28 protein-coding genes and 1 pseudogene are annotated in these 26,036 nt (G+C 50.8%); 16 read left to right on the top strand and 13 right to left on the bottom strand.

The features are described 5' to 3' along the window. The first annotated feature begins 53 nt into the window (after positions 1-53). The 3 genes from ACLIN2_RS26330 to ACLIN2_RS26320 all read left to right on the top strand — a co-directional run bounded on the left by ACLIN2_RS26330 (position 54) and on the right by ACLIN2_RS26320 (position 1,527). Positions 54-200, top strand: coding sequence for a CD1375 family protein (locus ACLIN2_RS26330; RefSeq protein ID WP_411504600.1), 147 nt, complete (start codon positions 54-56; stop codon positions 198-200). 190 nt (positions 201-390) lie between these two features. After that, positions 391-855 (top strand): phage holin family protein, encoded by a 465-nt coding sequence (locus tag ACLIN2_RS26325; protein WP_411502587.1) that lies wholly within the window; start codon positions 391-393, stop codon positions 853-855. Next, positions 856-1,527, top strand: coding sequence for an N-acetylmuramoyl-L-alanine amidase (locus ACLIN2_RS26320; protein WP_411502586.1), 672 nt, complete (start codon positions 856-858; stop codon positions 1,525-1,527). Between the two features lie 165 nt (positions 1,528-1,692). Here ACLIN2_RS26320 and ACLIN2_RS26315 read toward each other — a convergent pair whose 3' ends face one another. Continuing rightward, positions 1,693-3,096 (bottom strand): methyl-accepting chemotaxis protein, encoded by a 1,404-nt coding sequence (locus ACLIN2_RS26315; protein ID WP_411502585.1) that lies wholly within the window; start codon positions 3,094-3,096, stop codon positions 1,693-1,695. 392 nt (positions 3,097-3,488) lie between these two features. Continuing rightward, positions 3,489-3,608, bottom strand: a pseudogene (locus ACLIN2_RS26310) (glycosyltransferase family 2 protein); the annotation flags it as partial. Positions 3,609-3,911: 303 nt separating this feature from the next. On the opposite strand from ACLIN2_RS26310, the gene ACLIN2_RS26305 reads away from it, so the two are divergent. From ACLIN2_RS26305 to ACLIN2_RS26290, 4 genes are all read left to right on the top strand, one after another. Continuing rightward, a complete protein-coding gene (locus ACLIN2_RS26305) occupies positions 3,912-4,061 on the top strand; it encodes a hypothetical protein (protein WP_310229836.1) in 150 nt (49 codons plus the stop codon). 57 nt (positions 4,062-4,118) lie between these two features. Then, positions 4,119-4,478 carry a hypothetical protein gene (locus ACLIN2_RS26300; protein WP_122961155.1) on the top strand — a complete coding sequence of 120 codons (360 nt, stop codon included), beginning with the start codon at positions 4,119-4,121 and terminating at the stop codon, positions 4,476-4,478. Further along, positions 4,447-5,298: a hypothetical protein gene (locus ACLIN2_RS26295; protein ID WP_310229839.1), complete on the top strand. Its 852-nt coding sequence runs from the start codon at positions 4,447-4,449 to the stop codon at positions 5,296-5,298. The genes ACLIN2_RS26300 and ACLIN2_RS26295 overlap by 32 nt, the downstream gene beginning before the upstream one ends. Before the next feature lie 281 nt (positions 5,299-5,579). Beyond that, entirely contained in the window at positions 5,580-6,707 is a 1,128-nt protein-coding gene (locus ACLIN2_RS26290; RefSeq protein ID WP_411502584.1) for a histidine kinase N-terminal domain-containing protein, read from the top strand. Positions 6,708-6,737: 30 nt separating this feature from the next. Here the strand turns inward: ACLIN2_RS26290 and ACLIN2_RS26285 are convergent, their stop codons facing one another. From ACLIN2_RS26285 to ACLIN2_RS26255, 7 genes are all read right to left on the bottom strand, one after another. Beyond that, positions 6,738-7,772: an acyltransferase family protein gene (locus ACLIN2_RS26285; RefSeq protein WP_310229842.1), complete on the bottom strand. Its 1,035-nt coding sequence runs from the start codon at positions 7,770-7,772 to the stop codon at positions 6,738-6,740. 228 nt (positions 7,773-8,000) lie between these two features. Next, a complete protein-coding gene (locus tag ACLIN2_RS26280) occupies positions 8,001-8,309 on the bottom strand; it encodes a hypothetical protein (protein WP_092273831.1) in 309 nt (102 codons plus the stop codon). A 72-nt stretch (positions 8,310-8,381) separates the two neighbouring features. Further along, complete coding sequence (locus tag ACLIN2_RS26275) at positions 8,382-8,585, bottom strand: cold-shock protein (protein WP_092273828.1); 204 nt, start codon at positions 8,583-8,585, stop codon at positions 8,382-8,384. 199 nt (positions 8,586-8,784) lie between these two features. Beyond that, positions 8,785-11,667: an ATP-binding protein gene (locus ACLIN2_RS26270; RefSeq protein ID WP_411502583.1), complete on the bottom strand. Its 2,883-nt coding sequence runs from the start codon at positions 11,665-11,667 to the stop codon at positions 8,785-8,787. Then, the gene (locus ACLIN2_RS26265; RefSeq protein ID WP_400585048.1) at positions 11,664-12,026 is read right to left on the bottom strand and encodes a response regulator transcription factor; all 363 of its coding nucleotides are present in this window, start codon (positions 12,024-12,026) and stop codon (positions 11,664-11,666) included. The genes ACLIN2_RS26270 and ACLIN2_RS26265 overlap by 4 nt, the downstream gene beginning before the upstream one ends. A gap of 25 nt (positions 12,027-12,051) precedes the next feature. Continuing rightward, positions 12,052-13,674: a response regulator gene (locus ACLIN2_RS26260; RefSeq protein WP_411502582.1), complete on the bottom strand. Its 1,623-nt coding sequence runs from the start codon at positions 13,672-13,674 to the stop codon at positions 12,052-12,054. Between the two features lie 187 nt (positions 13,675-13,861). Further along, positions 13,862-14,338: a hypothetical protein gene (locus ACLIN2_RS26255; protein ID WP_310229847.1), complete on the bottom strand. Its 477-nt coding sequence runs from the start codon at positions 14,336-14,338 to the stop codon at positions 13,862-13,864. 96 nt (positions 14,339-14,434) lie between these two features. Here ACLIN2_RS26255 and ACLIN2_RS26250 point away from each other — a divergent pair, with 96 nt between their 5' ends. After that, positions 14,435-14,635, top strand: coding sequence for a YwbE family protein (locus ACLIN2_RS26250; RefSeq protein ID WP_411502581.1), 201 nt, complete (start codon positions 14,435-14,437; stop codon positions 14,633-14,635). A gap of 22 nt (positions 14,636-14,657) precedes the next feature. After that, positions 14,658-14,834 (top strand): hypothetical protein, encoded by a 177-nt coding sequence (locus ACLIN2_RS26245; protein WP_411502580.1) that lies wholly within the window; start codon positions 14,658-14,660, stop codon positions 14,832-14,834. Between the two features lie 64 nt (positions 14,835-14,898). Here the strand turns inward: ACLIN2_RS26245 and ACLIN2_RS26240 are convergent, their stop codons facing one another. Next, the gene (locus ACLIN2_RS26240) at positions 14,899-15,462 is read right to left on the bottom strand and encodes a cysteine hydrolase family protein (protein WP_411502579.1); all 564 of its coding nucleotides are present in this window, start codon (positions 15,460-15,462) and stop codon (positions 14,899-14,901) included. 423 nt (positions 15,463-15,885) lie between these two features. Beyond that, positions 15,886-16,434 carry a GbsR/MarR family transcriptional regulator gene (locus ACLIN2_RS26235; protein WP_122961151.1) on the bottom strand — a complete coding sequence of 183 codons (549 nt, stop codon included), beginning with the start codon at positions 16,432-16,434 and terminating at the stop codon, positions 15,886-15,888. A gap of 263 nt (positions 16,435-16,697) precedes the next feature. Here ACLIN2_RS26235 and ACLIN2_RS26230 point away from each other — a divergent pair, with 263 nt between their 5' ends. From ACLIN2_RS26230 to ACLIN2_RS26220, 3 genes are read left to right on the top strand one after another with little or no spacing between them, the layout of a single operon-like run. Then, on the top strand, positions 16,698-17,921 hold the full coding sequence (locus ACLIN2_RS26230) for a quaternary amine ABC transporter ATP-binding protein (RefSeq protein WP_092273806.1): 1,224 nt from the start codon (positions 16,698-16,700) through the stop codon (positions 17,919-17,921). Further along, a complete protein-coding gene (locus ACLIN2_RS26225; RefSeq protein WP_092273803.1) occupies positions 17,921-18,760 on the top strand; it encodes an ABC transporter permease in 840 nt (279 codons plus the stop codon). Before ACLIN2_RS26230 ends, ACLIN2_RS26225 begins: the two co-directional genes overlap by 1 nt. Positions 18,761-18,771: 11 nt before the next feature. After that, positions 18,772-19,701, top strand: coding sequence for a glycine betaine ABC transporter substrate-binding protein (locus ACLIN2_RS26220; RefSeq protein ID WP_411502578.1), 930 nt, complete (start codon positions 18,772-18,774; stop codon positions 19,699-19,701). 141 nt (positions 19,702-19,842) lie between these two features. Here the strand turns inward: ACLIN2_RS26220 and ACLIN2_RS26215 are convergent, their stop codons facing one another. Next, entirely contained in the window at positions 19,843-21,249 is a 1,407-nt protein-coding gene (locus ACLIN2_RS26215) for a DUF1254 domain-containing protein (protein WP_411502577.1), read from the bottom strand. Positions 21,250-21,347: 98 nt separating this feature from the next. Beyond that, positions 21,348-22,274 (bottom strand): AEC family transporter, encoded by a 927-nt coding sequence (locus ACLIN2_RS26210; RefSeq protein WP_411502576.1) that lies wholly within the window; start codon positions 22,272-22,274, stop codon positions 21,348-21,350. A 153-nt stretch (positions 22,275-22,427) separates the two neighbouring features. On the opposite strand from ACLIN2_RS26210, the gene ACLIN2_RS26205 reads away from it, so the two are divergent. From ACLIN2_RS26205 to ACLIN2_RS26190, 4 genes are all read left to right on the top strand, one after another. After that, positions 22,428-23,042 (top strand): DedA family protein, encoded by a 615-nt coding sequence (locus ACLIN2_RS26205; protein ID WP_411502575.1) that lies wholly within the window; start codon positions 22,428-22,430, stop codon positions 23,040-23,042. Positions 23,043-23,142: 100 nt separating this feature from the next. Next, entirely contained in the window at positions 23,143-23,703 is a 561-nt protein-coding gene (locus ACLIN2_RS26200) for an amine oxidase (RefSeq protein ID WP_411502574.1), read from the top strand. Between the two features lie 84 nt (positions 23,704-23,787). Then, a complete protein-coding gene (locus ACLIN2_RS26195) occupies positions 23,788-24,447 on the top strand; it encodes an efflux RND transporter periplasmic adaptor subunit (RefSeq protein ID WP_092273788.1) in 660 nt (219 codons plus the stop codon). A 12-nt stretch (positions 24,448-24,459) separates the two neighbouring features. Next, positions 24,460-26,022, top strand: a complete 1,563-nt coding sequence (locus tag ACLIN2_RS26190; protein WP_400585017.1) for a DHA2 family efflux MFS transporter permease subunit — start codon at positions 24,460-24,462, stop codon at positions 26,020-26,022. The last annotated feature ends 14 nt before the right edge of the window (positions 26,023-26,036 follow it).

Genomic DNA, 26,036 nt, shown 5'->3' with positions numbered 1-26,036 from the left:
CAAACCATTCAACAGATACGAGGACGTATGCCTATTACTATCAATACACCGTAATAGTTAATTACGAGGATAATAGATTACGATCAATCGCTCTAACATCCCCTGCCGATAATCTTTCATTAGGACGTCGTACGATCGATTCTGTGCCAGTAAATCTACGTGGGGAAGTGCAGGAGATGCTCAATGCTGACAGCGCTTAGCAGGATGCGCCACTGGAGCTTTATTATTTGGAGCTTCATCACTATGGAAAAGTAAATAATTCACCAACGACCCTCGGGACATCCCGGGGGTATTTCTTTTCACCGAAATCCACATTCTTCAACCTGCACTGAAAAGACTTATTAACAACTTATCCATTGACCCCAAGGGGGTGAGGAGGGAGATGAGCACATGAAGTTTCTAGAAATCTTCGAGCATGCAGCATCCCCGTCACATGGGTGGGCAGCGACAGCGGGAACGATCACTGCCCCTATCTTTCATTATTTGTATGGACCTGGGCGAACGGATATTTTGGTGGTTCTCCTGTTTTGTATTGCCCTTGACTGGGTGACGGGGATCCAAGCAGCCAAAAAACAGGACCAGACCTATTCTTCCGAGTACGGACTGAGCCGCATACCGCGAACGCTATTTTTCCTGGCTCTGCCTGCTCTGGCGAACCTCTTGGACCGGGTGATGGCAACGCCGGGGTTTCTTTTTTATGGGGTGACCTTTGGGCTGATTTATCACACATGGAACAGCCTGACCGCCAATGCGGCACGCGCAGGATGGCCCGTACCCAAGGCGATCGCCAATCTGGTAGAGTCCGAGATGAAAGCAAAAACCGAACGCGCGATGAAGCAGAGAGAAGGAGAATGAATGCTGCAGATCACGGAGATGCTTTTGACCAACAAGATGGCAAGACCCGGAATCATCATTACGCCGAAAGCGCTGGTCATCCATTGGACGGCGAACGAAAGCAAAGGAGCAGATGCACGAGCCAACCGCAGCTACTTCAACCAGTCGACGACGGAGGCGAGCGCCCATTACATTGTGGATGACACGGAAATCATCCGGTGCCTTCCGGAAAACGAGATGGGCTATCATGTGGGGGCTAAATCGTACAAGCCGGAAGCGGTAAAGCAGCTAAGTGCGTACCCCAATAACTGCACGATTGGTACGGGAGCAGCAGAGGCATGGAATCGTTTCAAACAAGATATCCACAGCTTACTAACAAGTAATCCACAAAAACCACAGGGTTATGTGGATTACTGTAACATACAGGTGGCACTTCCAGCTAAGGGGATTTTGCGTGCTGGTGTCTCCTATTTACCTGTCCGGATGGTTGCAGAGGCGGTTGGGGGAGTAGTGGGATGGGAAGCTGACACGAAAAGGGTGACGGTGAACGGGCAGCTGCTGGATGTTTCTATCGAAAACGGGATCGCTTACGCCGCAGCCAGAAAGCTTGCTGAAGTCTTGAACCGGGAAGTTTCCTGGGAGTCGGCCAGCAGAACTGTTACTTTAGTACCGAAATCGCCAAATACCGGCTAAAACGAAAAAATGCCATCCACAAACTATCCACAGCTGTATTGCTTGATACCCACAGATAATTCAGACTTATTCACAATTTTCTCAAATGCCTGTGAATAACTAACCCCGCCCTGTTTCCTATGCCATTTGATCTGGCAGGAAAACGATAGAAGCGGGGGTTTTTTCTTATTCTTCGATCACGTTGCAGTGAATATCTGCGCCTAGCACACCGCAGGTTCCGTCCTTGTCCACGAGGTAGGTGGAGATGGTGACACACGGTCGCTTGGTGATAGCGGAAATGTAGGGGGCGGAGATATAAAAACCATCTTGTAGTGCGCCGGTGAACCACTGGCGTCTTTTGGCATTGAGTATGCCAGCCGGTGGCAGCGAGTGCAGGAAATCCCCATCCGCATTGTTGAGCCATATGGCCTCCAGTGCAGCCGTTTCGCTCATCCATGCCTGAAAAATCTCCTGTAGCGCATCTGGGGAGGAGCACAGGAGGTCTTCCCGGCTCGCCCACGCCTCCATCTGGCTTTTCCATTGGGCGAAGGTGTCGATCGTAAATTGTGGATTGTCGATAATCTCTGCAGGATCGCTGTGCTGCTTGACTACTACGGAAAACTCATCGGAGATATCCGTGAGATGTTTACTCGCTTCGAGCAGCTGTCTGACGATGTTGTTTTGACTGGCAGAAATACTCTGTACATCGGAAGCCAGCTGAGTGCTTTCCTTTGATTTGTTCAGGAGATGCGACAGCTGCCCGGTCATGTTTTGCACAGTCTCGACCTGCTTGAGGCAAGAAGTCTCATTCTCGGAAATAATTTGTTCGAGGACATCGAAACGGCCTTGAACCTGGCCTAGAAAACGATGGCTGTCCCCCAGCTCCTGCTTGTTTGCTGCGATTAGGCTTCGATTTTTGTCCAGGACAGTGAGGACTTCTCGGGAGGTACTCTGGATGTTGTGGAGGAGGGGATCGATGTCGAGGAGATTGCGCCTGCCTTGGTCAGCCAGCTCTTTGATCCTGTCTGCGACGATGGCAAAGCTGCGTCCAGTAGCGTCAGCGTGAGAGGCTTCAATCGAGGCGTTCATAGCCAGTGTACTAGTCTCTTCCACCATCGTTTTCAGCAGCTTTTGGATTTCCGCGATGTGTTTCATTTTCTCGAGCAGAAAGTGAATGGATTGGGTCGTACGCATCGTATTTTCGAACAGGCTGGTAAACGTTTCACTGGTGTGATCCAGTGCTTTTGTGGCATGGCGCAGGTCTTCTTCCAGAGAGGCGTTCGTCTCGCGCATGGTCTTCGCTTGTGCAGAGGTATCTTCAGCGCGGTGCTGAACCGTTTGCAGGAAGTGGGTCAAGGTCTCTACACCGTCTAGAGCTTCTGTCTGATTGCGCAAAATGCTCTCACTCATCGTCAGTACATTGCCCGAAGCCCTCTCGATTCTTCCGGATTCGTTGTAGATGCGCTCTACGATGGATTCTAGCCTGTCTGTCGCCACTACAATATCGTCGGTCAAGAGCTGATTTTCTGCAGCGGTCTCATTGGCGGAAGGATTTTTGTACGCGTTGACGATTTTCAGTAATAACCCCACATGACTCATTCCCCTCTGTAAATACACGTTATGTTTATGTTATATAATCTTACATTAATGTCTGGTTTTTTTACAAGTTCTCTTTCGTAAAAAAAGAAACCGCCAAATCAGGCAGATTCATGTCAGGTATTCTTACTTTTCATGGCGAATCTCTTGGGAGGACCAGCCTAAGTGCTTGACACGGTAACGGCTGAGGAAGGAGGGCACTCGAAAATATTGTTGGGAAAGCGTCCGCAGTGCAGGGGCTGCTCTTTCCAACTGTAGGTGGTCAGGCCGGGGCGCGTTGCGAGTATACGCGTGCCTCTTTTTGTTTGCCCATTTTCTCCATGCAGCGGGCGAGAGCAGAATAAGCGTGGAAGCTGCCAACACCAGGCCATGCTCCCCGCATGCGTCGAGCCCGTATCGACCACGATGATCTCGTCTACGATGGGAAGCACGCTTTGCAGAGCCAGCGAAATTTGCTCCGCTTCATTTTTGGCAATCATGCACAGAGAGATTAAGGGAGCTGTCATCAACCTCTCACCGTTCCTTCCGTGGTTATCCTTATGAAATGCCGGGATACATATTGCAAGGCAAGTGGAAATAGGATGGTAGTAATGTTTTGGGGGGAGGGAGCGGTCTGCATGTTCACGATCAGCTTGTGCATGATCGTTCGTGACGAGGAGGGGACTTTGGTTCATGTTTGACCTGAAGGAGCAGCAAGATTTTGACTACGACGCCGTCTCCATGCCCTATCACCTCACATTGGATGAGGAGGGAAAGCCCGTTCAGTACTTGCGCAGAAATCGGCTTGTGTGAAGAGCTTGCCGCTTTCAATGGCATGGGCTTTCCATGAGTATTTGGCGGCCATGGGCGATCCGAAGAAAGCGCGGATTCATCATGAGTTGGCCAAAATGTACAATCCCAAGCATCCGAGCGTGGTGTACAACGAAGCCTACTTTACAGCGCGTGCGCAAGCGCAATGATTAAGTCGCAGGGGTTTGGTGGCTAAAACTTACTTTGAGAAATGGAGGGGTGGAGGGATGTCGCTATCCAATATTCCAGATATTACTCCTAACATTACACTGAAGCGAGAAGACGTCATTCATCTGTTGTTGGCCTCGATCGCCATGGAAGAAATCAGTTTGTCCCATATTATGAACGCAGAGGGTGAAAGAATTCAGCATTTTTTGGAAAAGGACGATGTTAGTCTGGAAGATCTCCTTCGGGTAAACCAAAGCGTGGAACGGATGCTGCGGAGTATCGTCAGCAAGCAAATCCTTTCGCAATTCAAGCTCGACAATATTTTGGAGCTGGAAAGCCAAGTCAGGGAAAGTGAGCGACAAAAGGGCGGCGATGAAGGCGATGGCGATGACGTCGATAATGACGATGGCGACAACTAAGCAAGCGGAGCAGCTCCACAAAGAAGTACAAAAATGGCTCCGCAATGGAGGAGAGGAAGGGCAGCAAGATCGCTTTTGGAGAATGTTCGAGGCCGAACACGCGGCAGAGAATGCATTGACAGCCTTGATGAAAGGTTTTACCCAGCAAATAAAGAAAGGGCAGTTCCCGCCAGAAGGGACTCCTCTGTTTTTCCACTGGCTTGAATCGGTACAGCGTTGCTTGGAAGCCATCGCTGCGTTGCATGGGGTCTCTCTTAACCGGCTTACGAGGCTGCTGCCTCGTCTGCTGGTCAGGAGCAAGGGCGGGCGATACGCAAACATTTCCCCCACTGTAGAGGAGAGATATGGCAAGGCAGTGGCAGCGGCGGACTCTTTTTCCGAGGGAGTGCTTTTACTGTGTTTACAAGCCGCTCAGTATGTAGAACTAGAAGCACTGGAGAAGTGGAAAGCTGGAATGCAGAATGTGCTGGAGGAGATCTTTCGGATACGGAGACAAAAGGGGGAGTTGCTTCAAATGCTGTTGTCTCCGGAAGAGAGCCAAAGGGGAGACTCGTCCCATGAGGAAGAGGATCTTTTGCGAATGATACAACAAACGTGGAAACCTTCGCATGCTTCCCTGCGCCCCCCTTCGGACATTCAGACGGCAATCCCTTTAAAAGAAGGAGAGGAGGGCGGGAGCAATTCTGAACAGACAAAGGTAAGAGTCCATATGGAGCCTCTACAACCTTCTTTTGGAAAGCCGTGGTTACATGAGAGTGTGTGGGGCGGATGGAAGCAAAAGTCGCGAACAGATCGGGAAGTAAGAAAGTGGGATGAGTAGCAAAGAGCGTTTGCGTTTGATCATACATGAAGATGAGGGGAAAACCTCAGGCGCATAGGCGTGGGAAACCCGTTTCTGATTGTGGAAAATGAGGAGGTCTTCAAGGGAGGGGAGGGCTGTCTTCGTGATCGCCTTCCTTTTTCATTCCTAAAACTGGGAGAGAAAAGGAGAAAACAGGAAAAATGCCCACAACTCAAAAGATTTGGATAATAAACAAGCAGGATATAGTATAATGTTTGCAAATATTATGCGTGTACATGCGAAGTGGGGACAGGTGGCAGATGAATGAACTGAGTACATATTTGGATGAGCATGAAACAGCAATCGTGGAGACGTTTCGAGAACAAGTAGTAGCTTCCGAACACGATCAGTTTAAAGGCTTTATTCATCTCAACGGACAGGCCATGTACAGAATGGTGGTCGGGTATTTTCGCGAGCAAATTACGCATGAGGATATTAAACAGCTAGCGTTTAAAGTTGCCAACGAGCGCAATCAGGCGGACATCAATATCGGGGATTTTGTTTACAATGTCTGCCTAGGACGAAGCCTGATCCTGGAGCTGCTGCAGAAGGGATCCTTTGAACCGTCTATTCTGGTACCCGCAATCGTCAAGATTAACGAGTGCTTTGATGTTTTTCTGGTACACGCCGTATCGAAATATACGGAGCTAAAAAACAACGACTTGGCGGAAAAGAAGCTGTTTATCGAGCGCTCTCACAAAGACCGCCTTACGATTTTGGGACAAATGGCTTCCAGCTTTGTCCATGAGTTCCGGAATCCGCTGACCTCCATTATCGGGTTTTCCAAGCTCCTGAAAGAGGACCATCCGAATCTTCCGTACGTCGACATCATCGTGAATGAGCTGTATCAGCTGAATTATCGGGTCTCGCAATTTTTGCTGGTCTCGAAAAAAGGGGTCATCACACGAAAGAGCGAGGTATTCAATATTCAGCAGCTCTTTGAAGAAATCCTGGCGTTTTTGTACCCGAATATCGTAGACGTCAATGCAGATATTCAGTGCTGGATTGACTCGGAGTGCGAGCTGACCGGCTACCGTGATGAGATCAAGCAGGTCTTCATCAACATCATTTCCAATGCATTGGATGCCCTCTACCGCAAGTCAGGCCAAAAAGTAGTGGGCATACGTGTCTCACAAGTCAGCGGCATCACCCAAATCTCCATCTCGAACAACGGAATCCCGATTCCCCCTGACCTGCTTTCTGTTATTTTCGAGCCGTTTTTTACGACGAAGGAGCTTGGGACAGGGATTGGGCTGTACGTCTGCAAGGAGATCATCGAGCGGCACGCAGGAACCATTACCTGCGAGTCCTCTGAAAAAAACACCACGTTTACGATGCAGTTCCAGCCCGCCATGGGGCGCATGCACGAAAAAAAGGCCCTCGAGTGAGAGGCCTTTTTTCTGTAAAGCTTAAGTTCGTTATTGCAGTCTTTCCCTCCGGATTTTCCCCATGCTTGCCCACGCACGCTCCAGTCGCTTGACCAGCTGAACCAGCAGGACGGAAAAGAGAGCGCTGCACACAAAAATTCCAAGCAGGTACAGAAGAGAGTACCAGGTATTCTGAAAGATCCAGGATACTTCGCCAAAGACCTGATAGAAAAAGTCTTTGAACAAAATGAGGAAGGCCGAGTGAAACAGGAAGATAAAGTAGGTGAGGCCCTTTCGAAATTTGATATGCAGATGGTCGACCAGCTCCAGGAAAAAGACCATGAGCACAAGGAAAGAAAGAAGTGTTGCAAAAACAAATGTCAGATGAACAGCCACAAAAAGCTTGTTTGAGAAGACAAAATAGATCGCAGCCGCAGTAGAAACACCGGTCACCACCATGAGGATGGAGCGGTTGTTCCGTAAAAACGTGAGGATCCACTCCCGATACCAGTAGAGCAGATGCCCCATATACAGGGTAAAGATCCAGGTAGGAAGCATATGGCGTGTGGTCAAGCCCAGCCAGCCCTGGTGCAGGTAATGGATGTAGACGTACTGCACAGCGAGCAAGATCCAGATGACGTAAAGAATGTTGCGCTTGGTAATGACATTTCGTAAAAAGTAGGCAACTACATAGTACTGGCAAATCATGAACACGAAGTAAAGATGGTCTCCTGTTTTGCCCAGGACAATGTTGGCGATATCACCCGCGGTGTGAGGCATCCCATTTTTCAGCAAGTAATGGTAGAGCACCCCGGATACGAGAAACGGGATGAAGATGTAGATCAGCTTGCCTGTGAAAAACTCGCGAAACGAGGGCTGCTTCTTATCAAACGAGTAGGCAGTCAGATAGCCGGTTGCGATCGTCAAAAGGACGGTGCCGTATCGACTGATCTGATTTAAGGCGACTACCCAAAAAGGATCGTTAAAGTAAAGCACGGAGGCCGTAAAGTGGCCGACTACCACCAAGAAGCTGGAAACCAACTGAATGTAAAACAAGGACTTCAAGATTTTCGAATCCGTATACATGGCATTCTCCATTTATTTTTGTCGACTTGCGATCGCTCAAACAATAAACTCCGAATGGCTGACACTGCGGATATCCGACGTATCCCTATACGATAAAAAATGTTTCTTAGAATTATATTTGATTTTACTTGTATGGAAGCATGTAAACATTAGACGGTTTACCTGTACATGGAAGTTGCAAAAGAAACAAAGAAAAAAGCCACACCCGTTTTGTGTGACTTTGCTCCTTTACCCTCTATGCTTTTTCAGCCGTTCCATTTCTTCGCTGACCACAAACGCCAAGTCGTCGTTTCCAAAGAGGGACAGAACCCCGAGCAGGGTGGTATCGGGGATTTCCTCCGCTTCTTCTTTGGGGACGGTATTCTCCATCATCTGTGCTAGCAAAGGGTTTGAGGCCTGATCGGGATAGGCACGACGATAGATTTCCTGTGCATCCAGACCGTGGTTGACACACCACTGAGCGAACACGAGAATCATCATTCCCTCGTCTCGCTGGTAGGCTTGAATCACTTGTTCTTCCATCTCTTTTCGGTTCATGGGCATACTCCTCTAACAAACGTACGTCATGAGTTTATTGTAGGCCCGCTAGGCAAAAAAGAGAAGGCACAATTAGGAGTGGCGCTTGCTATGATTTGTTAAAACGGGGAGCATTTTCGTATCCTTCACCATTTGTGACTGACAGAATGGGCAGCTGGGGCTTTCGTCAAAGGAAAAGTTATCTCTCATCCAGCACGTACAGCCATCATTGCTGCACATCCACACATCTGTTTCCTCTTCTTCGACCGGAACGATTGCTTTTTTAGAGAAATACAAATGAACTCCTCCTTTGCAGGGGACTTTTACCTCTATTAATGTGTGATGGAATGCCCGCGAATATACCAAGATTTTCTGGCCTATTGCAATTTTGTACGATACAGAAAAATCATAGTTTCCCATAGACATAACGGGAAGTTTTCTGGAAATTTATCGGGAGAGAAAAAGGCAGTGGATGCAAGCCCACTGCCTTTGGCTGCTATTCAGGTATGAGAATCTGGCCAGCTGCTTCTCTGCTGGAGATAGCCAGCAAAATGGTCTTGGAGAGCGTATCGGGGTGATACGGTTTGATGAGATACCCGTTTGCTCCCCATTCAAAGGCTTTTTTCTTTTCCTCGAGCGCGCTGGAGATGATGATCGGAATGGCTTGCACCTCGGGGTTGTCTCTCATGCCCTTAATGACCTTCCAGCCGTCCTCCCCATCTGCTAGTAACAGATCCAGCACGATGGCGTCAGGGCGAATCTGCTCGATCGCCTGCAGGGCAGGAGTGGCCTTGGAGAAAGGATAGACCGTAAAGCCTGAGCCCACCAATTCGTCACGTAACAGCTCCAGCAGGTTCGCGTCATCTTCAATGAGTACGATCCGTCTATTTGGGTGTAGCGGTATCGATTGGAAAGGGGGAGAGAGGCGGTTTTGATCCGCTGACCCAGGACTGCCAGACAACGGCAGCTTGACGGTAAACGTACTGCCAGTCCCTTCCTCCGAGACCACAGTGACTTCACCTTGATGGACGCGCACGATTTCCAGGACGATGGATAGACCCAGGCCAGTCCCACCGATTTCGCGGCGATCCGAGTTATCGACTCGATAAAATTTGGTAAACAGATGCGGGATCGACTCGGCAGGGATTCCCAGCCCTTCGTCCTGAACATCCAGGGCCAGCCTGTTTCCTTCCCGTCGGCAAATGACACGGATCTGACCGCCTTGCGGAGAGTACTTGACGGCATTGCCGATCAGGTTCATCAGCATCTGGTGCAGCTTGCTTTTATCGCCGCGAATCGCGGTATGCTCGGTCAACAGCTCCAAGTGGAACGTGTGCCGCGTGGACTGTACGCAGTACAAGGCGAAAACCTCACGGATCAGCTGATCGATCGCGAATTGCTCTTCCTCATAGGATTGTCGCCCCGATTCCATCCGCTGCAGATCGAGAAAATCATTGATCAGGGCTGTCAACCGTTTCGCTTCCTGATAGATCGCGGTCATGTAGCGCTGCTGGCGCTCCGGCTTCAGCTCTTTGTTCAGCAGCAGCTCGGCAAATCCGAGTACACTGGCGAGCGGAGTCCGCAGCTCATGGCTAACTGTACTGACGAACTCCGACTTCATCTGGTCGATTTCGTATTCCTTGGTAATATCTCGGTAGACGAGCAGGGTCCCCCATTTTTTCTGATCGCGGAACAAATGCTCTGCATACAGCTGGATGTACCGGACGTGCGGATGAGTAAGCTCGATGAGATGGGTTGCGAATCCGCCTGTGCCATCTTCAGATAGCGCTGTTTTCACGAAAGCGACGAGCTCTTGGTGATCGCATATGAGGCCGTCCATGTGACGGAAGTATCCGGAAAGCTCCAACGGCTGACCTGCAGGACACTGATCAAACTGCAGAAGCTCGCGGAAAGTACGGTTTACCTGTACCGTTACACCATTGTTGTCCACGAGCTGAACGCCCTCTTGGATGGTATCGAGCATATCTTGCGTGATCTGGCGCTGCTTTTCCGTCTCCTCGTGCATGGCAAGCTTGTCCAAAGACAACGAGATCTGCTTGGAAAGTCCCATGGCCATTTGCTGCTCCTGAGGGGAGAGAGAACGGCCGATGCGAGAGACGACGATACAGGCGACGAGCTCTTGATCGGCATGCAGCACGGGCAGATACAGCTCGTAGGTCTGCGAATAGGCTTCCTGGTAGCCTCGTTCGGCATCTGTGCTTTCTCGTACAAGCACGTAGGGCTCCCGGGTTTCCTGTACGCGAACGAGCGGGCCGTGATCAAGTCCCCGTAAAAACTGATCCACTCCCAGCTCCGAAACACCAAAGCTGGAGACGTCTTGATCGGTGTTCATCAGGACGATGACACCTTTGTCCGCATCCATCACCTCGACGATGTTCCGGATAATGCTTTGCAGCAGCTCCTGCTTGTCCAGTGTATTGGCAAGCGACTGAATCAGCCGGTTTCTCTTTTGCAGGTAGCGCTCGTTGTCCTCCATCTTGGCGAGTGCTTCCTGCAGCTCCTCCTGCTGCATCATCAGCTCATCCTGCTGGGCTTGCAGCTCTTCATTTTGTGCCATCAAGGTTTCTTCCTTGACCTGGATTTGCCGGATTAAATAGTCGAGAGAGCGGGCGAGATTTCCGATTTCGTCGACGCGGTGCAGGTCTTGGAAATGGGGAAGCTCCCCGCGGGAAAAGCGATCTGCCTCTACAGAAAGACGTTCGAGAGGGGCGCCGATATCGCGGGTGGTTCGTCTCGTTACCCAGATGGAGAAGATGAGGACGACCACGATGTAGAGGACGAACCATTGGCTTTGGCTGATCACATTGGCGAACAGCGTGCGGTTTTCTTGCAGCAGCAGCTGCTCGTTCTGCTTTTTGTAGTTGGCAGCATAGCTCATCAGGTTATTTACTTCCTGATTCACGCCACTCGACGAAAACGCACGGAGCGCTTCGTAATCTCCTGCTTTTGCGTACCCAGATGCCAGCGGAAAGATGTTCGTGAAAAAGTTGCTCTGAAACGACTCGATCGAGGAGACAACGACCTGCTCCTGTGAGGTGAGCGGCAGCTTTTTATAGGCGGCGATCGCCTGCTCCAGCTTTTGCTTTTCCACGAACAATTGGTTGTATTCATTCGGATTCAAAAAGGCGTAATAGCCGCGCGCACGAAAAAAGATCTGGTTCGTGTGTTCGACGATCTGTTCCACGAGCACTCGCTTTTCCATGGAAGCTTTGAGTGTCGTCTGATATTGAGAGAAGGCGGAGTCGTTCATGTACAGCACGATGGCTGCCCCGGCAACCAGAAGCGACAGAAGCGTAAGCATCATGGCAGTGAAGCGGCGGGTGATGCTTTTTTTCAAGATCTGTCTGATTTCGCTCATGAAAGCATGTCCTCCACCACCCGCACCAGCTCCATCGGGCTAAACGGCTTGGGGATGAAGGCGTCCGCGCCTGCTGCACGCATTTTTTCCCGCTCGGCATGCTGGCTTTTCGCGGAGAGGATCATGATTTTGCAGCTGCCTTTCTCCGGAATCTGTTTGATGTGGAGCAAGACCTCGTAGCCCGTCAGCTTGGGCATCATGTAATCCAAAATGATCAGGTCGTAGTGGCTTTGCTCGATCCTTTGCAAGGCTTCCTCTCCATCACAGGCGATGTCCAGCTGATGGCCCTCGTCCTCCAGCGTATCGCCGATCAGCATGCGCAGGACAGGCTCGTCTTCCGCAAGTAATATATGCGCCATAAGATCTTCACTCCAACTTGTTCTTCTAAACCATTCGTTTGACCAGCCGCTTGATCCGTGCTTCCAACTCTTTAGGACTGAAAGGCTTGGTCATGTAATCATCTGCTCCCAGCTGCAGAGCCCGGACAATATCATGTTCCTCGGTCCTGCCCGTCAGCATGATGACGGTATAGTGCTTGCTATTGGGCAAAGCGCGAATTCGCTGCAGCACTTCCAGACCGTCCATCATCGGCATGATGCCATCCAGGATGACGAGATAAGGCTCGGGTCCCCGGTGCCAATCTCCCTGGAAAAAGACTTCGCCGTCTCGGAACTCTTGAATATCGGCATGGATCCAGCCCTCAAAGCCGGCCTTCACGGATTCGGTCAGCATCGTGCGAATCATCGGATCGTCATCGATGATGGCCACCTTGAGCTTGATTTGTGGAGCGGCGTCTGTTTCGGAGAGAACAGCTTCCTCGATGCGGCAGCGCCCCAAGCTTTTTGCTTTATATAAAGAAGTATCGGCAACCTCCAGCCAATAAGGAAACGGTTTTTCCGCATCTGTTATTTGTACGACGCCTGCGGAGAAGCTCAAGGAAAAGGGACCGCTGGCGGATTCAAAGGTCAGGGTGCAAAACTCGTCAAGCATCTGCTGCATGCGCAGCTTCGCCTCTGCTACCGCCGTTTGCGGCATCAGGAGAATGAATTCCTCGCCGCCATAGCGAAACAGGATGTCGTTCTTGGCTGCACTGCTTTGGATAAAGGAAGCGAAGCGGCTTAGGACGTCATCCCCGACCAGATGCCCGTATGTATCGTTCACTTTTTTGAAATGGTCGATGTCTAAAAAAGAGAGCGACAAAGGAGCATCGGCGCGCATCGCATCACCCAGCAGCCGCTGGTAGGTATCCAGCAGGGAATTGCGATTGTAAGCGCCGGTCAGCTCATCCAGAAACAAGATCCGGTTTACCCAGCGCTTGCGGTATAATTGACGTTCCAGACGCACGGCCAGCTCCTCCATATCGAGTGGCTTGGACATGACATCGTCGGCACCCATGCGGTAGGCACGCAGTCGGGTTTCGCGCTCACTGTTCACGCTGATGACCGTCGTCGGGACAAATTGTTTTCGGATCTTTTCGCCGAGTGTTTGCATGATTTGAAAGCCGCCTGTTTCGGGGATGTTGAGATCGACAATGAGACAGTCGGGATTCATGTCGTGAAAATAGTCCAAAGCTTTATGCGGATGTACGGTAGCGATGACGGACCAGTTGCGCTTCTCCAAATATTCTTTTACATACATCAATAAGGTGACATCATCATCTAATATCAACACGAGAGGCTGGCTTTCGTAGCAGTTTTCCCGTGAATGGTTCGGATTGTCCAATAGCAGGTCTTGTTCCGTGCGCTGTTCATAGCATAAAGTGATCAGCGCTAGCAAAAATTCACGCCACTCAGCAGGTTGCCACTTTTTGGGCGGCATCGCTTCCAGCTTGTCCAGAAGCGTCTGGGACAGCTGGGACAAATCGGTGAGTCCAATTGTTCCTGAGGTTCCTTTTAAGGAATGCAGAAACCGGTATAATTCTTCATGGGGGAGTGGTCCGTTATGATCGAACCACGCCTCCAGCTGCCTGTGAATCTGGGTCATGAGTGCTTCTCGATACTTCATCATGCCGTACGATCCCCCTGTAGTCTGGTGAACCCAAGCAGTCAGGGTAGACTGCTTGGCCAATTGTTTCCACGTTTATGATTTGGTATGGTACATCTAGCGAGTGAAAAATGTGCCGTTACTGGAGAGTTAATCCCGTGCAGGGGGAGAAGGTCAGGAAGAGGGAATTGGGACACAGGTGCGAAAAGCGTTATTGACGGCTAAACCCTTCTTCTTTCAAGTAGTTCTCTGCTTCCACATACGATTCAAAGGAAGCTTCCAGGTTCAAGCCATGGTAGACGTTCCACAGTGAGTCTTCCTGCTGGAGCTGCAAGGTGTTGTTTTGCTTGTCGATCCACGTTTCCTCCAGCTCCTGCTTGCCAGCGTTTGCTTGTGGAGCGACTGGACGAGCGTGAGACAGCATTTCGATGGAAGCTTCAATGATGGTTCGCAGCTCCTCTGCCGAGAAATCGCGAATGTTGACCAGGCCTTTGTCATCTTTGCGATAGCCTTTCAAGAACGCACCATATACGAAGCCGTTGCCATTCGGATGGAGATGGTACACGACTGTTTTTTTCTCTTGCAAACTGCCTTCATAATGAAAGTTCACCCGCTTCAGAGAGACATCATTGCGTGTCAGCTGCGGGAAAGATTCAATAATCGCCAGTTTTTCTTCAAAAGTAAGCATGGATTCCTCCGATGAGATAGTTTTGTTTGTCGATTATATCATAGCTTATGGAAAGAACGAAAAAGATCGTGGATTGTCGAAAAAGGAGAAGAAATGATGAACGGAAAAAATCGCAAAGACATCGGAGCAGGTCTCGAGGTCGATATTGTATTGAAGCAGGATCAACGCACAGGGAAGCGTACGCGGGGAATCGTCAAAGATATATTGACCAATTCCGGCACACATCCGCACGGCATCAAGGTACGACTCACAGATGGTCAGGTCGGCAGGGTGCAGGAGATCTATCCCAAGCGCTAGGGAAGGACAGGAGAAGAGCCGAATGGGTGTGAAAATCGAAGACATTCGTATCGATTACGAGTCCTTGTGCCTGATCCAGGAGCGGCAGGATACATTCATTGAAACCAACGGGACGGCGAAAACCACGAGGCAGATCGAGTCGGATGCAGAGCTGGAGCAGCTTCTGGACAACAGCTTTGGGCTTGCCAAAGAAAAGTAGGGCATAGAAAAACGGGCAAAGCCACAGGGGGCAGCCCGTTTTTTATCTTCCATCATTATTCTGTCTAGCGGTAAGAGTCGTGACTTGGCACGAGTACGTCTTCTTCTGAAGGGCGCACGATAATGAACGGATGCAGATTGCTCAAACCGTGCAAGCAGGTGTTGTGATGAGCGACGATTTGCTCTCCGCGCAGGGCGGCATTGTCCGATGTCGAGTGTCCGTCTTTGACCAGAGTGACGTCGTAGCCGAGTGTCGTGGCTTTGCGGCAGGCGCTGTCGATGCAATACTCGGTTTTGCAGCCGGTGATCACCAGGTGGGTGACCCCGAGTTCCTGCAGCTGCTCGTGCAAGTCAGTGCCATGAAAGGAATCCGTCGCGCGTTTCCAGACGACCGGCTCATTCGGGAGAGGGGAGAGGGACGGATGAATGGCAAATGCCTCTTCGCCAAGTCCATCTCGCACATCTTCATCCTGTACAAACAAAACAGGGATCGAGCGTGTACGCGCTTGCTCGATCAGAGCTTGAATGGTGTGGACCAACGAGTCTTTTGCAAATACGGAATCGTTGCTGGTGCCCTCGATGATTCCGACCTGGGCATCGATAACGAGCAGAGCTGTCTTGTGGTTCATGAACATCCTCCTAGGTGGAGGGGGAGATTAGCGGTGCAGCTCCCCCTCTTGCGTGTTTTTCAATTCGATAGCTGTATGAGTATTCCGAAGATTGCTTGTGTTCATATTCGCCAACTCCTTTCTTCATATATACGAAACAAAGCTGCAGAAATGTGGCAAGCAGCCAGCCTGCAAAAGAAGTATAGCATGAAGATACTGGAAGCTATAGACAAAAAAAGACCAGCTCTCGACCTTTACGGCGTACGAGCTGGTCTTTCTTGAACGTATAGGAATTTATAAGCGTAAGGCTTATGAATTCCGGAGCGCATGACGAAGTGCCTCAGCGTCCGCTTCTGGCATTCCTTCGGTAAAACTTTCCGCTAAAACGCGGTCGCTCCTCCTCGAACTGGCCTCGATAGAGGTTTTCTTATGTTTGGGCAAAGTCTATGACTCAATTTCCTCTTTCGGTACAAACTGAAAGATATCGTGTGACTCAAAGGAATCGATCAACCGGGAAAGCCAATGGTAGTACTCCAGCCCATTCTCGATGCGCTCGATGCTGAGTTTGACACGTTCTTTGTCTTCATCCGAGAGACCTTCTGCTTCGAGGAGAGCATTCAGCTCCTGCAGTGACTTTTTCAGGCTCATGCCGTTTTGCTCGCAAGCGTGTCTCCATTTTACTGAGAAGAGATCGATGAAGTTCTGGTACCAGTCCAGATTGACTTCATAATGATCCTTTCTCGTTCCTTTTTTCCATATCTTTTCTACCATATTTAAGTCCATTAACGTACGAACGCCGGTACTCATGCTGGTCTTGCTCATTCCGAGCGCTTCACCCATTTCATCGAGCGTCATGGACTTGTCCTGAAACAGCAACGTGCCATACAACAGTCCTGTCGACATGGTAATACCGTACAAATCCATGTTCCGAGCAAGTGTCTCGATCACGCGTTCCTGGGCTTTTTCAAGGATTCTTTCCTGTTTGGTATCCATTTTGAAAAAAGCAGCTCCTCTGGTGTTTCAATTGTAACCTGTTTAAGATTGTACGTTTCTAACTGGGAAAAGTAAATGGAGATATTGTACAGTATATACGAGTTATTCTGCGAATACGGTAAGAAAAGTACGTAAAGTTTTTTCTGAACGCTAAAAATGCCCGATTATCGGTCCTCACCCAATTTGAGGGAAAAATGAAGCCCCGATACAATTGTAAGGGTAGTGATCGTCCGGAATACGGGCAGAAAGTTGGAGGTGACCATATGCCCAAGATTACTGTAGAAAACTTGACGAAGATCTTTGGACGCCAGCCAGGGCGCGCGTTACCTCTCGTAAAGCAGGGAAAGACCAAAGGGGAAATATTGAAAGAAACCGGTCTGACTCTCGGGGTAAATCAAGCGAGCTTTGAAGTGCATGCGGGTGAGATTTTTGTCATCATGGGGCTCTCGGGTAGCGGGAAGTCCACCTTGGTCCGGTTGTTGAACCGCTTGATCGAACCAACGGAGGGCAAAATTCTGATTGACGGTGTAGACATCGTCAGTATGAATGCAGAGCAGCTTCAGCAAGTCAGACGTAAAAAGCTAGGAATGGTCTTTCAGAAATTCGCATTGTTTCCGCACAGAACGGTGCTGGAAAATGCGGCTTACGGTTTGGAAATCCAAAATATGCCGAAGAGCGAGCGGGAACAAAGAGCCAAAGAGTCGCTCACGCTCGTTGGACTCGGCGGCTGGGAGCAGAGCTATCCCGACCAGCTGTCCGGGGGGATGCAGCAGCGTGTGGGGCTGGCACGGGCACTGGCCAATGATCCTGATGTGCTGTTGATGGACGAGGCATTCAGCGCACTCGATCCACTCATTCGCAAAGACATGCAGGATGAGCTGCTGGAATTGCAGAGCTCGATGCAGCGAACCATCATCTTTATTACGCATGATCTGGATGAAGCACTGAAAATCGGGGATCGCATTGCACTAATGAAGGATGGAGCGATCGTACAAATTGGTACGCCGGAAGAAATCATGACGAATCCAGCCAATGAGTACGTAGAGCGCTTCGTGGAAGATGTGGATCGCTCGAAAGTCCTGTCGGCTGAGCATGTCATGAAGCGGGCGGAGACGATTACACTGGATCGCGGACCGAGTGTCGCCTTGCAGCTGATGCGGGACCGAGGCGTATCCAGCTTGTATGTCGTCGATCGGAAAAAGACGCTGCTCGGGGTACTCACAGCCGATGCCGTTAACGATGCGAAGATGCACGGCAAAACGCTCGAAGAAGTCATGCGCAGAGACGTGCCAAAGGTGGGGCCGCAGACATTGCTAAACGAGCTGTTTGACCTCGTGGCGTTCTCCGATATCCCCGTCTCCGTGATCGGTGAGCATGATCGTTTGCTGGGGATCATCGTAAAAGGAGCCGTATTGGGCGGCCTGGCAGGGAAAGTCAATCAGGAAAGTACACTGCCGACTGAAGAAGAAGGGCAGGTGAAAGTATAATGAGTCAACTATTTCCAAAGCTGCCTCTCGACGAGTGGATTGAGGTCATCGTCGACGGGCTGGACGAAAATTTGGGGTTTGTGTTTGACCTGATATCCGCAGCCATCGGAGGGACAGTCGATCTGTTCAATGCGATCCTGACAGGACTGCCGTTTTGGCTTGTCATTATCCTGTTTGTGCTGATGGCCTATCGGGCAGGAAGATGGACGATGGCTCTTTTTACCTTCATTGGCTTATTGCTGATTCAAAACCTGGGTTACTGGGAGCACTCGATGGAAACACTTGCGCTGGTGTTGACCGCCGCTTTGATATCCGTCGTCATCGGGATTCCGATGGGGATCTGGTGCGCGAAAAACGAATCGGTGCAGAAAGTCGTCACGCCGTTGCTCGACTTCATGCAGACGATGCCGGCCTTTGTGTATTTGATTCCCGCCATCTTTTTCTTCGGGCTGGGGAAGGTACCAGGTGTGATCGCTTCGGTGATCTTTGCGATGCCGCCGACTATCCGCCTGACCAATCTGGGGATTCGCCAAGTCCCTGCTGATTTGATTGAGGCTTCCGATGCTTTCGGATCGACCTACTGGCAAAAACTGACGAAAGTACAGCTGCCGATTGCGAAAACGACGATGATGGCAGGGATCAACCAGAGCATCATGCTGGCACTATCCATGGTCGTGATCGCTTCCATGATTGGAGCGAAAGGATTGGGTGCGGATGTATACCGCGCCGTGACGCAGATCAATATCGGGCAAGGCTTTGAGGCAGGTCTCGCGATTGTGATCATGGCGATATTGCTGGATCGCATCACGCAAGGGGTAGGAAAGAGAAAAAACGCGTAGGAGGGGTTTTTATGAAAAAGGTAACCATGATCAAAGGATTGGCAGTCGCATTGGGGATGAGCATGTTTCTAGCGGGATGCGGAAGCAGTAACACACCGCAGGAGGGCAGCCAGCCGCCAGCAGGAAATACGGAATCGGCTCAAGGCAGTGTCGGTGAGCAAGTCGATCACAAAATTATCGGGATTGACCCAGGTGCCGGTTTGATGAAAGCAACGGAAAAAGCGATAAAAGACTACGACCTGCAAGGATGGGAGCTGGTTGAGGGCTCGAGCGCAGCCATGACAGCAGAACTGACACAGGCGTACAAGGATAAGAAGCCAATTATCGTGACGGGATGGACACCGCACTGGATGTTCTCCAAATTCGAGATGAAGTACCTCGAGGACCCAAAAGGCGCTTACGGCAAGGATGAGCAAATTCACACCATCGTCCGTAAAGGTCTGAAAGAGGCTCAACCGAGCGCGTATGCTTTCCTGGACAAGTTCGAGTGGAAGCCAGAGGATATGGAAAAGGTCATGCTCGACATCGCGGACGGGAAAAAGCCGGAGGAAGCTGCGGCGCAGTGGGTGAAAAACAACGAGGAAACCGTCAACAAATGGGTTGAGGGCATCCAGCCTGCTGAAGGCAAAAAGCTGACACTCGCCTATGTGGCATGGGATTCCGAGATTGCCAGCACGAACGTCGTGAAAGCCGTTTTGGAGCAAAAGCTGAAGTATCAGGTAGAGCTGAGCCAAGTGGAGGCAGGCCCAATGTGGGTAGGTGTATCCAATGGTGACGTGGATGGTATGGTAGCAGCTTGGCTGCCGACGACACATGAAGACTACTTTAAGAAATTGGGCGAAAATGTAGAGGATCTCGGTCCAAACCTGAACGGTACCAAGCTGGGGCTGGCAGTTCCAACCTACATGAACGTAAACTCCATCGAAGATCTGAAGAAGTAAGCCAGTAAAGTCAATCCAACCTCTAGTAATGAAGCCTCGGCTCGAACTTGTTTCGGGACCGAGGCTTCTTTTTGCGCAACGAAAAAAGCCGTGTCCACCGCTTGCAATAGCAGGGACAGACGGCTTACTCGTGCATGGCGGCTAACGGCTTTCACGCACAGGCGGCCAAGCATTTCGTGGACCCAATGAGCCGGGGATAGGCGCAAAGACGCGTAGAACAAGATTGAAATTTCCTGCCGGAGTAGGCAGCCAGTTCGCATGTGGATCCCGGGGAGGTGACTTTTGCAGCACGATGTCGAGAGAGCCGTCCGGACCTAGCTTCAAGGTGCCGTTGTTGCTGCGTACCGAGGCGCGGCCAGCTTCTGTTTTTGCTAGAAACAGCTCGTTGTCGTAGACGTTGATTGACCAAAAGGCTGTCGTCTTGGGGAGCTGGTCACGGTCAAAATGCAGCGTATACGATTTCTCGCCCGCAAGTAGCCGGTTTTGTCCGTCCGTATAGGCACGAAAGTAGGCTTCCTCTTCTGGAACGTTGGCACCGATACCGGAGTAGGCAATGAAGGCGCGTGCGAGAAATTGATCACCGTATGTGCCGATAGGGGAAAAAGAGCCCCAGCCGTTTCGGACAGTCGTGTAAGGAAGAAAGCCGTTTTCCACGACAGATGGACCGTCCTGCAAAGCGCGCAGCAGCCCAGTACGGCTCGCTGGATCGATCCGAGCGGGATCAAACCCATTTTGTACATCGATTCCTGCCAGAACAAACTGATTCAGCAGAACAAAGTCACAGGCAGGGGGTGGATTTTTGCGAATCATATCCGTCATCACCTGAAAAAAAGACAGGGAAGTCAGCACATCCTTCGGGACTTCGGGGGTAGCTTCGTTTACGCCCGAGGCTTTCCCCTGCTGCAGCGGCTTGATGTGAATCTGCCGTTCAAAGGCGGTAGCTTGCGGCAAGTCGTCAGCGCCCTTCACTTCCACGCGCCCCAAGAGCCAGACGGTATTGGTCGGCGCGTAGATTTTATGGATGCCTGCAGGCAGTGGTCCTCTCCAATCGGGGCCGACGATGACACTTTGCCTGGCCTGCTGCTTCGTAGCGCGATTGGATTCATTGTGAAAGGTATTTGTATAGGCATCCAGCATTTGTACCGTATAGTAGCGGTTTTGCGGATTATCCGGTACCTGGAGGAGGACAGGGGTGCGGGACAAATCCAGCCAAGCGTTCAGATAAAGCGTATCCGAGTTTGGCGTAACGATGGTCCGAAAGCTGGGCGTCGCTACGGCATCCATGTAGACGAACTGGTTTAGCGGGGCCAGCTGGTTTGTCATCTCTCCCATCGTTTTGGCAACGAGGACGAGGGGATAGCCGTAGATGTAGGCTTGGAGCCCTAGCGCATACGCGAAATTTTCCCGTGATTGCACGAGCTGCTGGGTTCGGCTATCCGTTTTTTTCGGGTCCCAGGCAGCGAGCACGCGGGGAGCAGGCTGGATTGTGAATGCAATGAGCGACAAGAGGCAGAAAGTCAGCAGGCTGAAGCGGATGTATCTCTTCATAAAAAAGCAGTCCCCCCTCGAAAGACGGAAAATGATGGTCCACCCGTATTCTTCGCGGAGGAGGGGCTTTTATGCACATAGCGGCGGCTAGGAGAGTGTCACGGAAACAGTGAGCCTGCGAGCGAGATGCAGAGGGTGAGTGTAACCGTACTCAGCAGCGTGGACACAAGCACGGCTTGGGCAGCGAATTCCGGTTCGTTGTTGTACTCCAGTGCCAGGGCTGCACTATTGCGAGAAGTGGGGATGGCGCTGGCAATGAAGAGAGCTTGTGCCGTAATGCCATCGAGTCCGAGGAGCGTAATCACCCCATACGCAACGATGGGAGAGACAATCAAACGCAAGAAGCTGCTCGCCACAACCAGCCACGTATTCTTTTTCAGAGCTACAGAAGCGATTTGCGCGCCGATGCTGACCAGTGCGATGGCGAGCATGCCATTGGCTGCCTGCTTGGCTGGTACCCACAAAAAGTCAGGGACAGAAAGCTGTAGAAGATTGCACAGCAGGCCAAGAATGATCGCATACAAAACGGGAAGCCGAAAAAAGTGACGAATCGAGCCGAGCAAGCCCTTTGTGGCAGCACTTGCTTTTAGCAGTCCAAAGGTAAAGGTCACCAAAATCTCAAATACGACGACAACAATCTGAATGGACATAGCGAGTGGATCGTGGCGAAAAGCGAGATCGTTTACAGGGATTCCGATATTTCCGTTGTTGGTGAGAACGACGCTGTTCGAGAAGCTGGCGGAAAATCCTTTGGAAAAGCGAAACAGCCTGCTGATGCCTTCTGTGAGGATCAGCAGCAAGACAAACTGAAGCAGCAAAAAACCAATCACCTGCAAAAGCAGGGCAAAAGACAGCTTCGCTTCATAGATTTTCACGAAAGCGATCGCCGGGACAAAAAAATAAAGAATGAGCTTGGACAAAGTATTCATATCCAAACGAAAAGCGCGATGAAGGATGGCGCCGATCCCGATCAGTACGACGATAGGGGCAATGATCTGGCCGGAGGTAGTGAGAAAGACAGACATGGTATTCCTCGTTTCTTCAAAATAGAATTCAGATGATTGGAAAGAATTGTACTCCTCGGGTAATAGAAAGGGAAGGCTGTTTTTCTCGGCAAGGGGGAAAAAAGCGAGCATGATGTCGAATGTGGGAAGAATAGGATGTAAAAGGACAAGGAGATGGAGGTAGCCGTGGAACATCATTTGGATTTGTTTTTGATGAAATACGGATATGTAGGGATCTTTTTTGCCTTGGCGCTAGGTGTCTTGGGGGTGCCCATCCCGGACGAGGTGTTGATGACCTACGCGGGGTATGCCGTTTCCCGTGGGGTTCTGCAGATGCCGTACACGCTCCTAAGCGCTTTTTTAGGTGCGTCAGCAGGCATTTCCATCAGCTATGCTATTGGATTGAAATGGGGACTGCCGCTGCTGATCAAGGTAGGTCCTTATTTGCACATTTCGCCGAAACGAATCGAGTCCACGCAGAAGCTGTTTGCCCGCTACGGGTCGTACTTGCTGCTGATTGGCTATTTCTTGCCGGGTGTCCGACACATTACCGCTTATTTGGCAGGGATCGCTTCCATGGAATTTCGGCGCTTTGCCGGATTTGCTTACGCGGGTGCATTGATCTGGAGTCTGACCTTTTTGCTATTGGGAAGGACTCTGGAGCGGGAGTGGTTCAAGGTAGTTGTCTACATTCGCCACTACGGCTTGACCTTTTTGTTGATTGCCGCTGCGCTCGGTCTGGCTACTTATCTGATCGTGAAATGGCGGCAAAACATAAAAGCGGGTTGAAAGAAAAAAGGACAGGAATGGAAAAAATAAGTCTTTACAAACCGTCGGTCGGTTTGTAAAATGACAACATAAAGAACGAATCGAGGAGTGAGTGTCCGTCATGATTCAAACCTTATTTTGGATTTTCGTTGATCTGATTCCCTTTTTTGTCGCCTTTCAAGTAGAACCGCCTGCGCTTGGGCTTACGATCGGCTTTGTGCTCTCCGTTTTGATCTACCTGTTTCAAAAGAAGAAATTCGGGGAAGTCACAACGATCATCCGAATCAAAGTCTATTACTTTTTCTTTGGCATCTGGGTTGCCCTGCTGCTTCCATCGTTTCATCTGTTCGACTTCACACAGCTGTTCATGTACGGGATTTTGACACTGGCATCCGCCATTTCTCTCGTTATCAAAAAGCCTTTTACCCTCCAGTACGCCAAAAAGGTAGTACCGGAAGCATTTACAACACATCGCCTGTTCTACCTCTCCAACTTTTGGCTGACGTTTATCTGGGCGGTTGCCTTCGCCTTATCCTTGATCTGCTCGGCTTTGTATGCGATGAGAATCATCTCGGGGGAGGCAGGCGTCACGCTGGTGCACGTGTGGAATATGATCGGCTTGGCAGCTACGATTTTGGTACGTCCGATCGTCAAACGCTTTTTCTTGAATAGGCAAGGATAACGAGAGAGCTGATGAAAAAAGCTCTTCCTTTTTCGGAAATCAATAAACCGCCAGTCGGTATGCAAAGAAAGGCAGGGAGCTTCATTGGAAAAGAAAAAGCCCAAAAAACAGAAGGTCATCCTACTGGCAGTTCTCATGGTGGTCGCGATCGTCGTCGGCTACTACGGCTATCAAGGGTATTTCTACGTAAAAACAGAGGATGCGATGGTAACAGGTGACATCTATAAAATAGCTCCCAAAGTCGCTGGAAAGCTCAAAAGCGTCCGGATCGACGAGGGGAGCGAGGTACAAAGCGGCCAAATCATTGCGGAGCAGGAGCAGGTGAATGCCACGAGCAGCGTGCAGCTGGAAAACACGGCTATCCGTTCGCCGATCACCGGGGTCATTTTGCAGCGAGCGGCCAAAGAAGGAGAAGTGGTCGGAGCAGGCAATACTGTTGCGCTGGTCGTCGATAAACACCAGCTGTACGTGCAGGCGAATGTGGAAGAGACTGATGCCGGCTACATTGCGCTCGGGCAAAAGGTAGAAATCGAGCTGGATATGTACCCGGGACGTACGTTCACGGGGACGGTCACGAAAATCGGGGAAGCGACGCAATCCACGTTTTCCTTGCTGCCGCCCACCAATGCCGGGGGGAATTTCACCAAGGTGACGCAGCGCATTCCGATCAAGATCGCTTTTACGGAAGGACCGTATGATTTTCAGCCTGGCTTGAATGCAAAAGTCAAGATTCACGTGAGATAAGGATGTGAGGGAATGAGTCGAGAGGAAAACTTTTGGCCTGGCGTGCTGGCCATTGTGCTGGGAACCTTCATGGCTGTCCTGGATACGAGCATCGTCAACGTCGCCATTCCCGAGATGATGCATGTGTTTGGGGTTTCGACCGAGGACATTCAGTGGGTAGTGACCAGCTACACGCTGACGATGGCTGCTGTCATTCCACTCGCAGGCTTCGTAGGAGTCCGCTTTGGGATCAAAAAAAGCTATTTGGTCAGTCTCTTGTTGTTCACGGTCGGTTCGCTTCTTTGCGGTTTGGCGTGGAGCAATGGCAGTATGATCGCTGCTAGGATCGTTCAGGCAGCAGGTGGCGGGCTGATGATGACAATCGGCCAGTCGATGATTCAGCTCGTCGTCCCACGGGAGAAGATGGGGCCAGCGATGGGGGTCTTCGGGATCTCGGTGTTTGTCGCTCCCGCTGTAGGTCCGACGTTGAGCGGTTACTTTGTGCAGCATATGGATTGGCGGTTCATTTTTACAGTCAATATTCCGTTTGGGATCATCGCGATGCTGTTAGTCTGGCGCTTTTTGCGAGAAGGGGAAGTAAAAAAGAATCACCCCTTTGATCTGCCTGGCTTTGTATGGTCGGCAGCCGCACTCGTCAGTCTTTTGCTCGCCGTTACGAAAGGCGAAAAGGAGGGCTGGGACTCCTTTTACATCGTGTCTCTGCTGCTCACGGCTTTGATCTGCGGCACCTTGTTCGTCATCCGTGAGCTGTCGACAGAACATCCGCTGGTCGACGTCCGTCTGCTCGCCAATCGCAATTTTACGCTCGGACTTTTGGTGAACAGCATGATCATGGTCGGCAATTTCGGAGTCATTTACTTGCTGCCGATCTACTCGGAAAACATGCTCGGCAAGACGGCGATGGATACAGGGCTGCTCATGCTGCCTCAAGCGCTTGCTTCGGGTATCGTCACGCCGATCAGCGGAATGCTGGCAGCTCGGGTGGGCTTGAAGCCGTTTATTGTGACGGGTCTGATCTTTTGCCTGGGATCTGGTTTTCTGATCTCCCGAATCGATCTGGACACGGACGTGAGCACGCTCCAGTGGCTGCTCGCCCTGCGCGGAGTAGGGCTGGGGATGTGCCTCATGACCTCGATGCAGATTCCGCTCCTAGCAGTTGGAGACCCGGCGCGTGTTCCGGCAGCGTCTGTCATTACGAACATCTCCCGTCAGATCGCGACCTCGATCGGGATCGCGGGCCTCATCAGTCTGTTTACTCATCGCAGTGTCGAGCATGCAGTCCACGCCAGCGAGCAGGTGACAGCGACACAGCCTCCGGTGATGACCGCTTTGGAGCAGTGGCAGCAAATGTATGTGGCAAAAGGGCTTTCCCTGCAGGAAGCCGCCGCATCCGCCCTGCAGCTCATGGGGCAGCTGGTGAAAAAATATGCGGCCATACAGGCATTGCAGGACAGCTTGCTCGTAGCAGCATGGATTTTAGTTGTGGCTTTTCTCGTTATGTTGGTTGCAGGGGAAAACAAGGAAGCGCTGCAGGGTACAAAGGAACAACCATCCCAGTCAGCGATGCTGGAGTAATAACAGGAAGGAAG

Source organism: Brevibacillus centrosporus (assembly GCF_046622605.1).
GTDB classification, from domain to species: Bacteria; Bacillota; Bacilli; order Brevibacillales; family Brevibacillaceae; genus Brevibacillus; species Brevibacillus centrosporus.
This window is presented reverse-complemented; position numbering and strand designations above follow the sequence as displayed.

What these genes read in the sequence shown, in the direction of transcription:
- ACLIN2_RS26285 (WP_310229842.1), bottom strand. Translation starts at nt 7,772, where the DNA reads ATGTATACGGATTCGAAAATCTTGAAGTCCTTGTTTTACATTCAGTTG.
- ACLIN2_RS26320 (WP_411502586.1), top strand. Translation starts at nt 856, where the DNA reads ATGCTGCAGATCACGGAGATGCTTTTGACCAACAAGATGGCAAGACCC.
- ACLIN2_RS26210 (WP_411502576.1), bottom strand. Translation starts at nt 22,274, where the DNA reads ATGTCTGTCTTTCTCACTACCTCCGGCCAGATCATTGCCCCTATCGTC.
- ACLIN2_RS26265 (WP_400585048.1), bottom strand. Translation starts at nt 12,026, where the DNA reads ATGGCGCATATATTACTTGCGGAAGACGAGCCTGTCCTGCGCATGCTG.
- ACLIN2_RS26205 (WP_411502575.1), top strand. Translation starts at nt 22,428, where the DNA reads ATGGAGGTAGCCGTGGAACATCATTTGGATTTGTTTTTGATGAAATAC.
- ACLIN2_RS26190 (WP_400585017.1), top strand. Translation starts at nt 24,460, where the DNA reads ATGAGTCGAGAGGAAAACTTTTGGCCTGGCGTGCTGGCCATTGTGCTG.
- ACLIN2_RS26250 (WP_411502581.1), top strand. Translation starts at nt 14,435, where the DNA reads ATGAACGGAAAAAATCGCAAAGACATCGGAGCAGGTCTCGAGGTCGAT.
- ACLIN2_RS26230 (WP_092273806.1), top strand. Translation starts at nt 16,698, where the DNA reads ATGCCCAAGATTACTGTAGAAAACTTGACGAAGATCTTTGGACGCCAG.
- ACLIN2_RS26290 (WP_411502584.1), top strand. Translation starts at nt 5,580, where the DNA reads ATGAATGAACTGAGTACATATTTGGATGAGCATGAAACAGCAATCGTG.
- ACLIN2_RS26215 (WP_411502577.1), bottom strand. Translation starts at nt 21,249, where the DNA reads ATGAAGAGATACATCCGCTTCAGCCTGCTGACTTTCTGCCTCTTGTCG.
- ACLIN2_RS26245 (WP_411502580.1), top strand. Translation starts at nt 14,658, where the DNA reads ATGGGTGTGAAAATCGAAGACATTCGTATCGATTACGAGTCCTTGTGC.
- ACLIN2_RS26325 (WP_411502587.1), top strand. Translation starts at nt 391, where the DNA reads ATGAAGTTTCTAGAAATCTTCGAGCATGCAGCATCCCCGTCACATGGG.
- ACLIN2_RS26255 (WP_310229847.1), bottom strand. Translation starts at nt 14,338, where the DNA reads ATGCTTACTTTTGAAGAAAAACTGGCGATTATTGAATCTTTCCCGCAG.
- ACLIN2_RS26225 (WP_092273803.1), top strand. Translation starts at nt 17,921, where the DNA reads ATGAGTCAACTATTTCCAAAGCTGCCTCTCGACGAGTGGATTGAGGTC.
- ACLIN2_RS26300 (WP_122961155.1), top strand. Translation starts at nt 4,119, where the DNA reads ATGTCGCTATCCAATATTCCAGATATTACTCCTAACATTACACTGAAG.
- ACLIN2_RS26200 (WP_411502574.1), top strand. Translation starts at nt 23,143, where the DNA reads ATGATTCAAACCTTATTTTGGATTTTCGTTGATCTGATTCCCTTTTTT.
- ACLIN2_RS26220 (WP_411502578.1), top strand. Translation starts at nt 18,772, where the DNA reads ATGAAAAAGGTAACCATGATCAAAGGATTGGCAGTCGCATTGGGGATG.
- ACLIN2_RS26280 (WP_092273831.1), bottom strand. Translation starts at nt 8,309, where the DNA reads ATGAACCGAAAAGAGATGGAAGAACAAGTGATTCAAGCCTACCAGCGA.
- ACLIN2_RS26240 (WP_411502579.1), bottom strand. Translation starts at nt 15,462, where the DNA reads ATGAACCACAAGACAGCTCTGCTCGTTATCGATGCCCAGGTCGGAATC.
- ACLIN2_RS26270 (WP_411502583.1), bottom strand. Translation starts at nt 11,667, where the DNA reads ATGAGCGAAATCAGACAGATCTTGAAAAAAAGCATCACCCGCCGCTTC.
- ACLIN2_RS26235 (WP_122961151.1), bottom strand. Translation starts at nt 16,434, where the DNA reads ATGGATACCAAACAGGAAAGAATCCTTGAAAAAGCCCAGGAACGCGTG.
- ACLIN2_RS26260 (WP_411502582.1), bottom strand. Translation starts at nt 13,674, where the DNA reads ATGATGAAGTATCGAGAAGCACTCATGACCCAGATTCACAGGCAGCTG.
- ACLIN2_RS26295 (WP_310229839.1), top strand. Translation starts at nt 4,447, where the DNA reads ATGACGTCGATAATGACGATGGCGACAACTAAGCAAGCGGAGCAGCTC.
- ACLIN2_RS26305 (WP_310229836.1), top strand. Translation starts at nt 3,912, where the DNA reads ATGGCATGGGCTTTCCATGAGTATTTGGCGGCCATGGGCGATCCGAAG.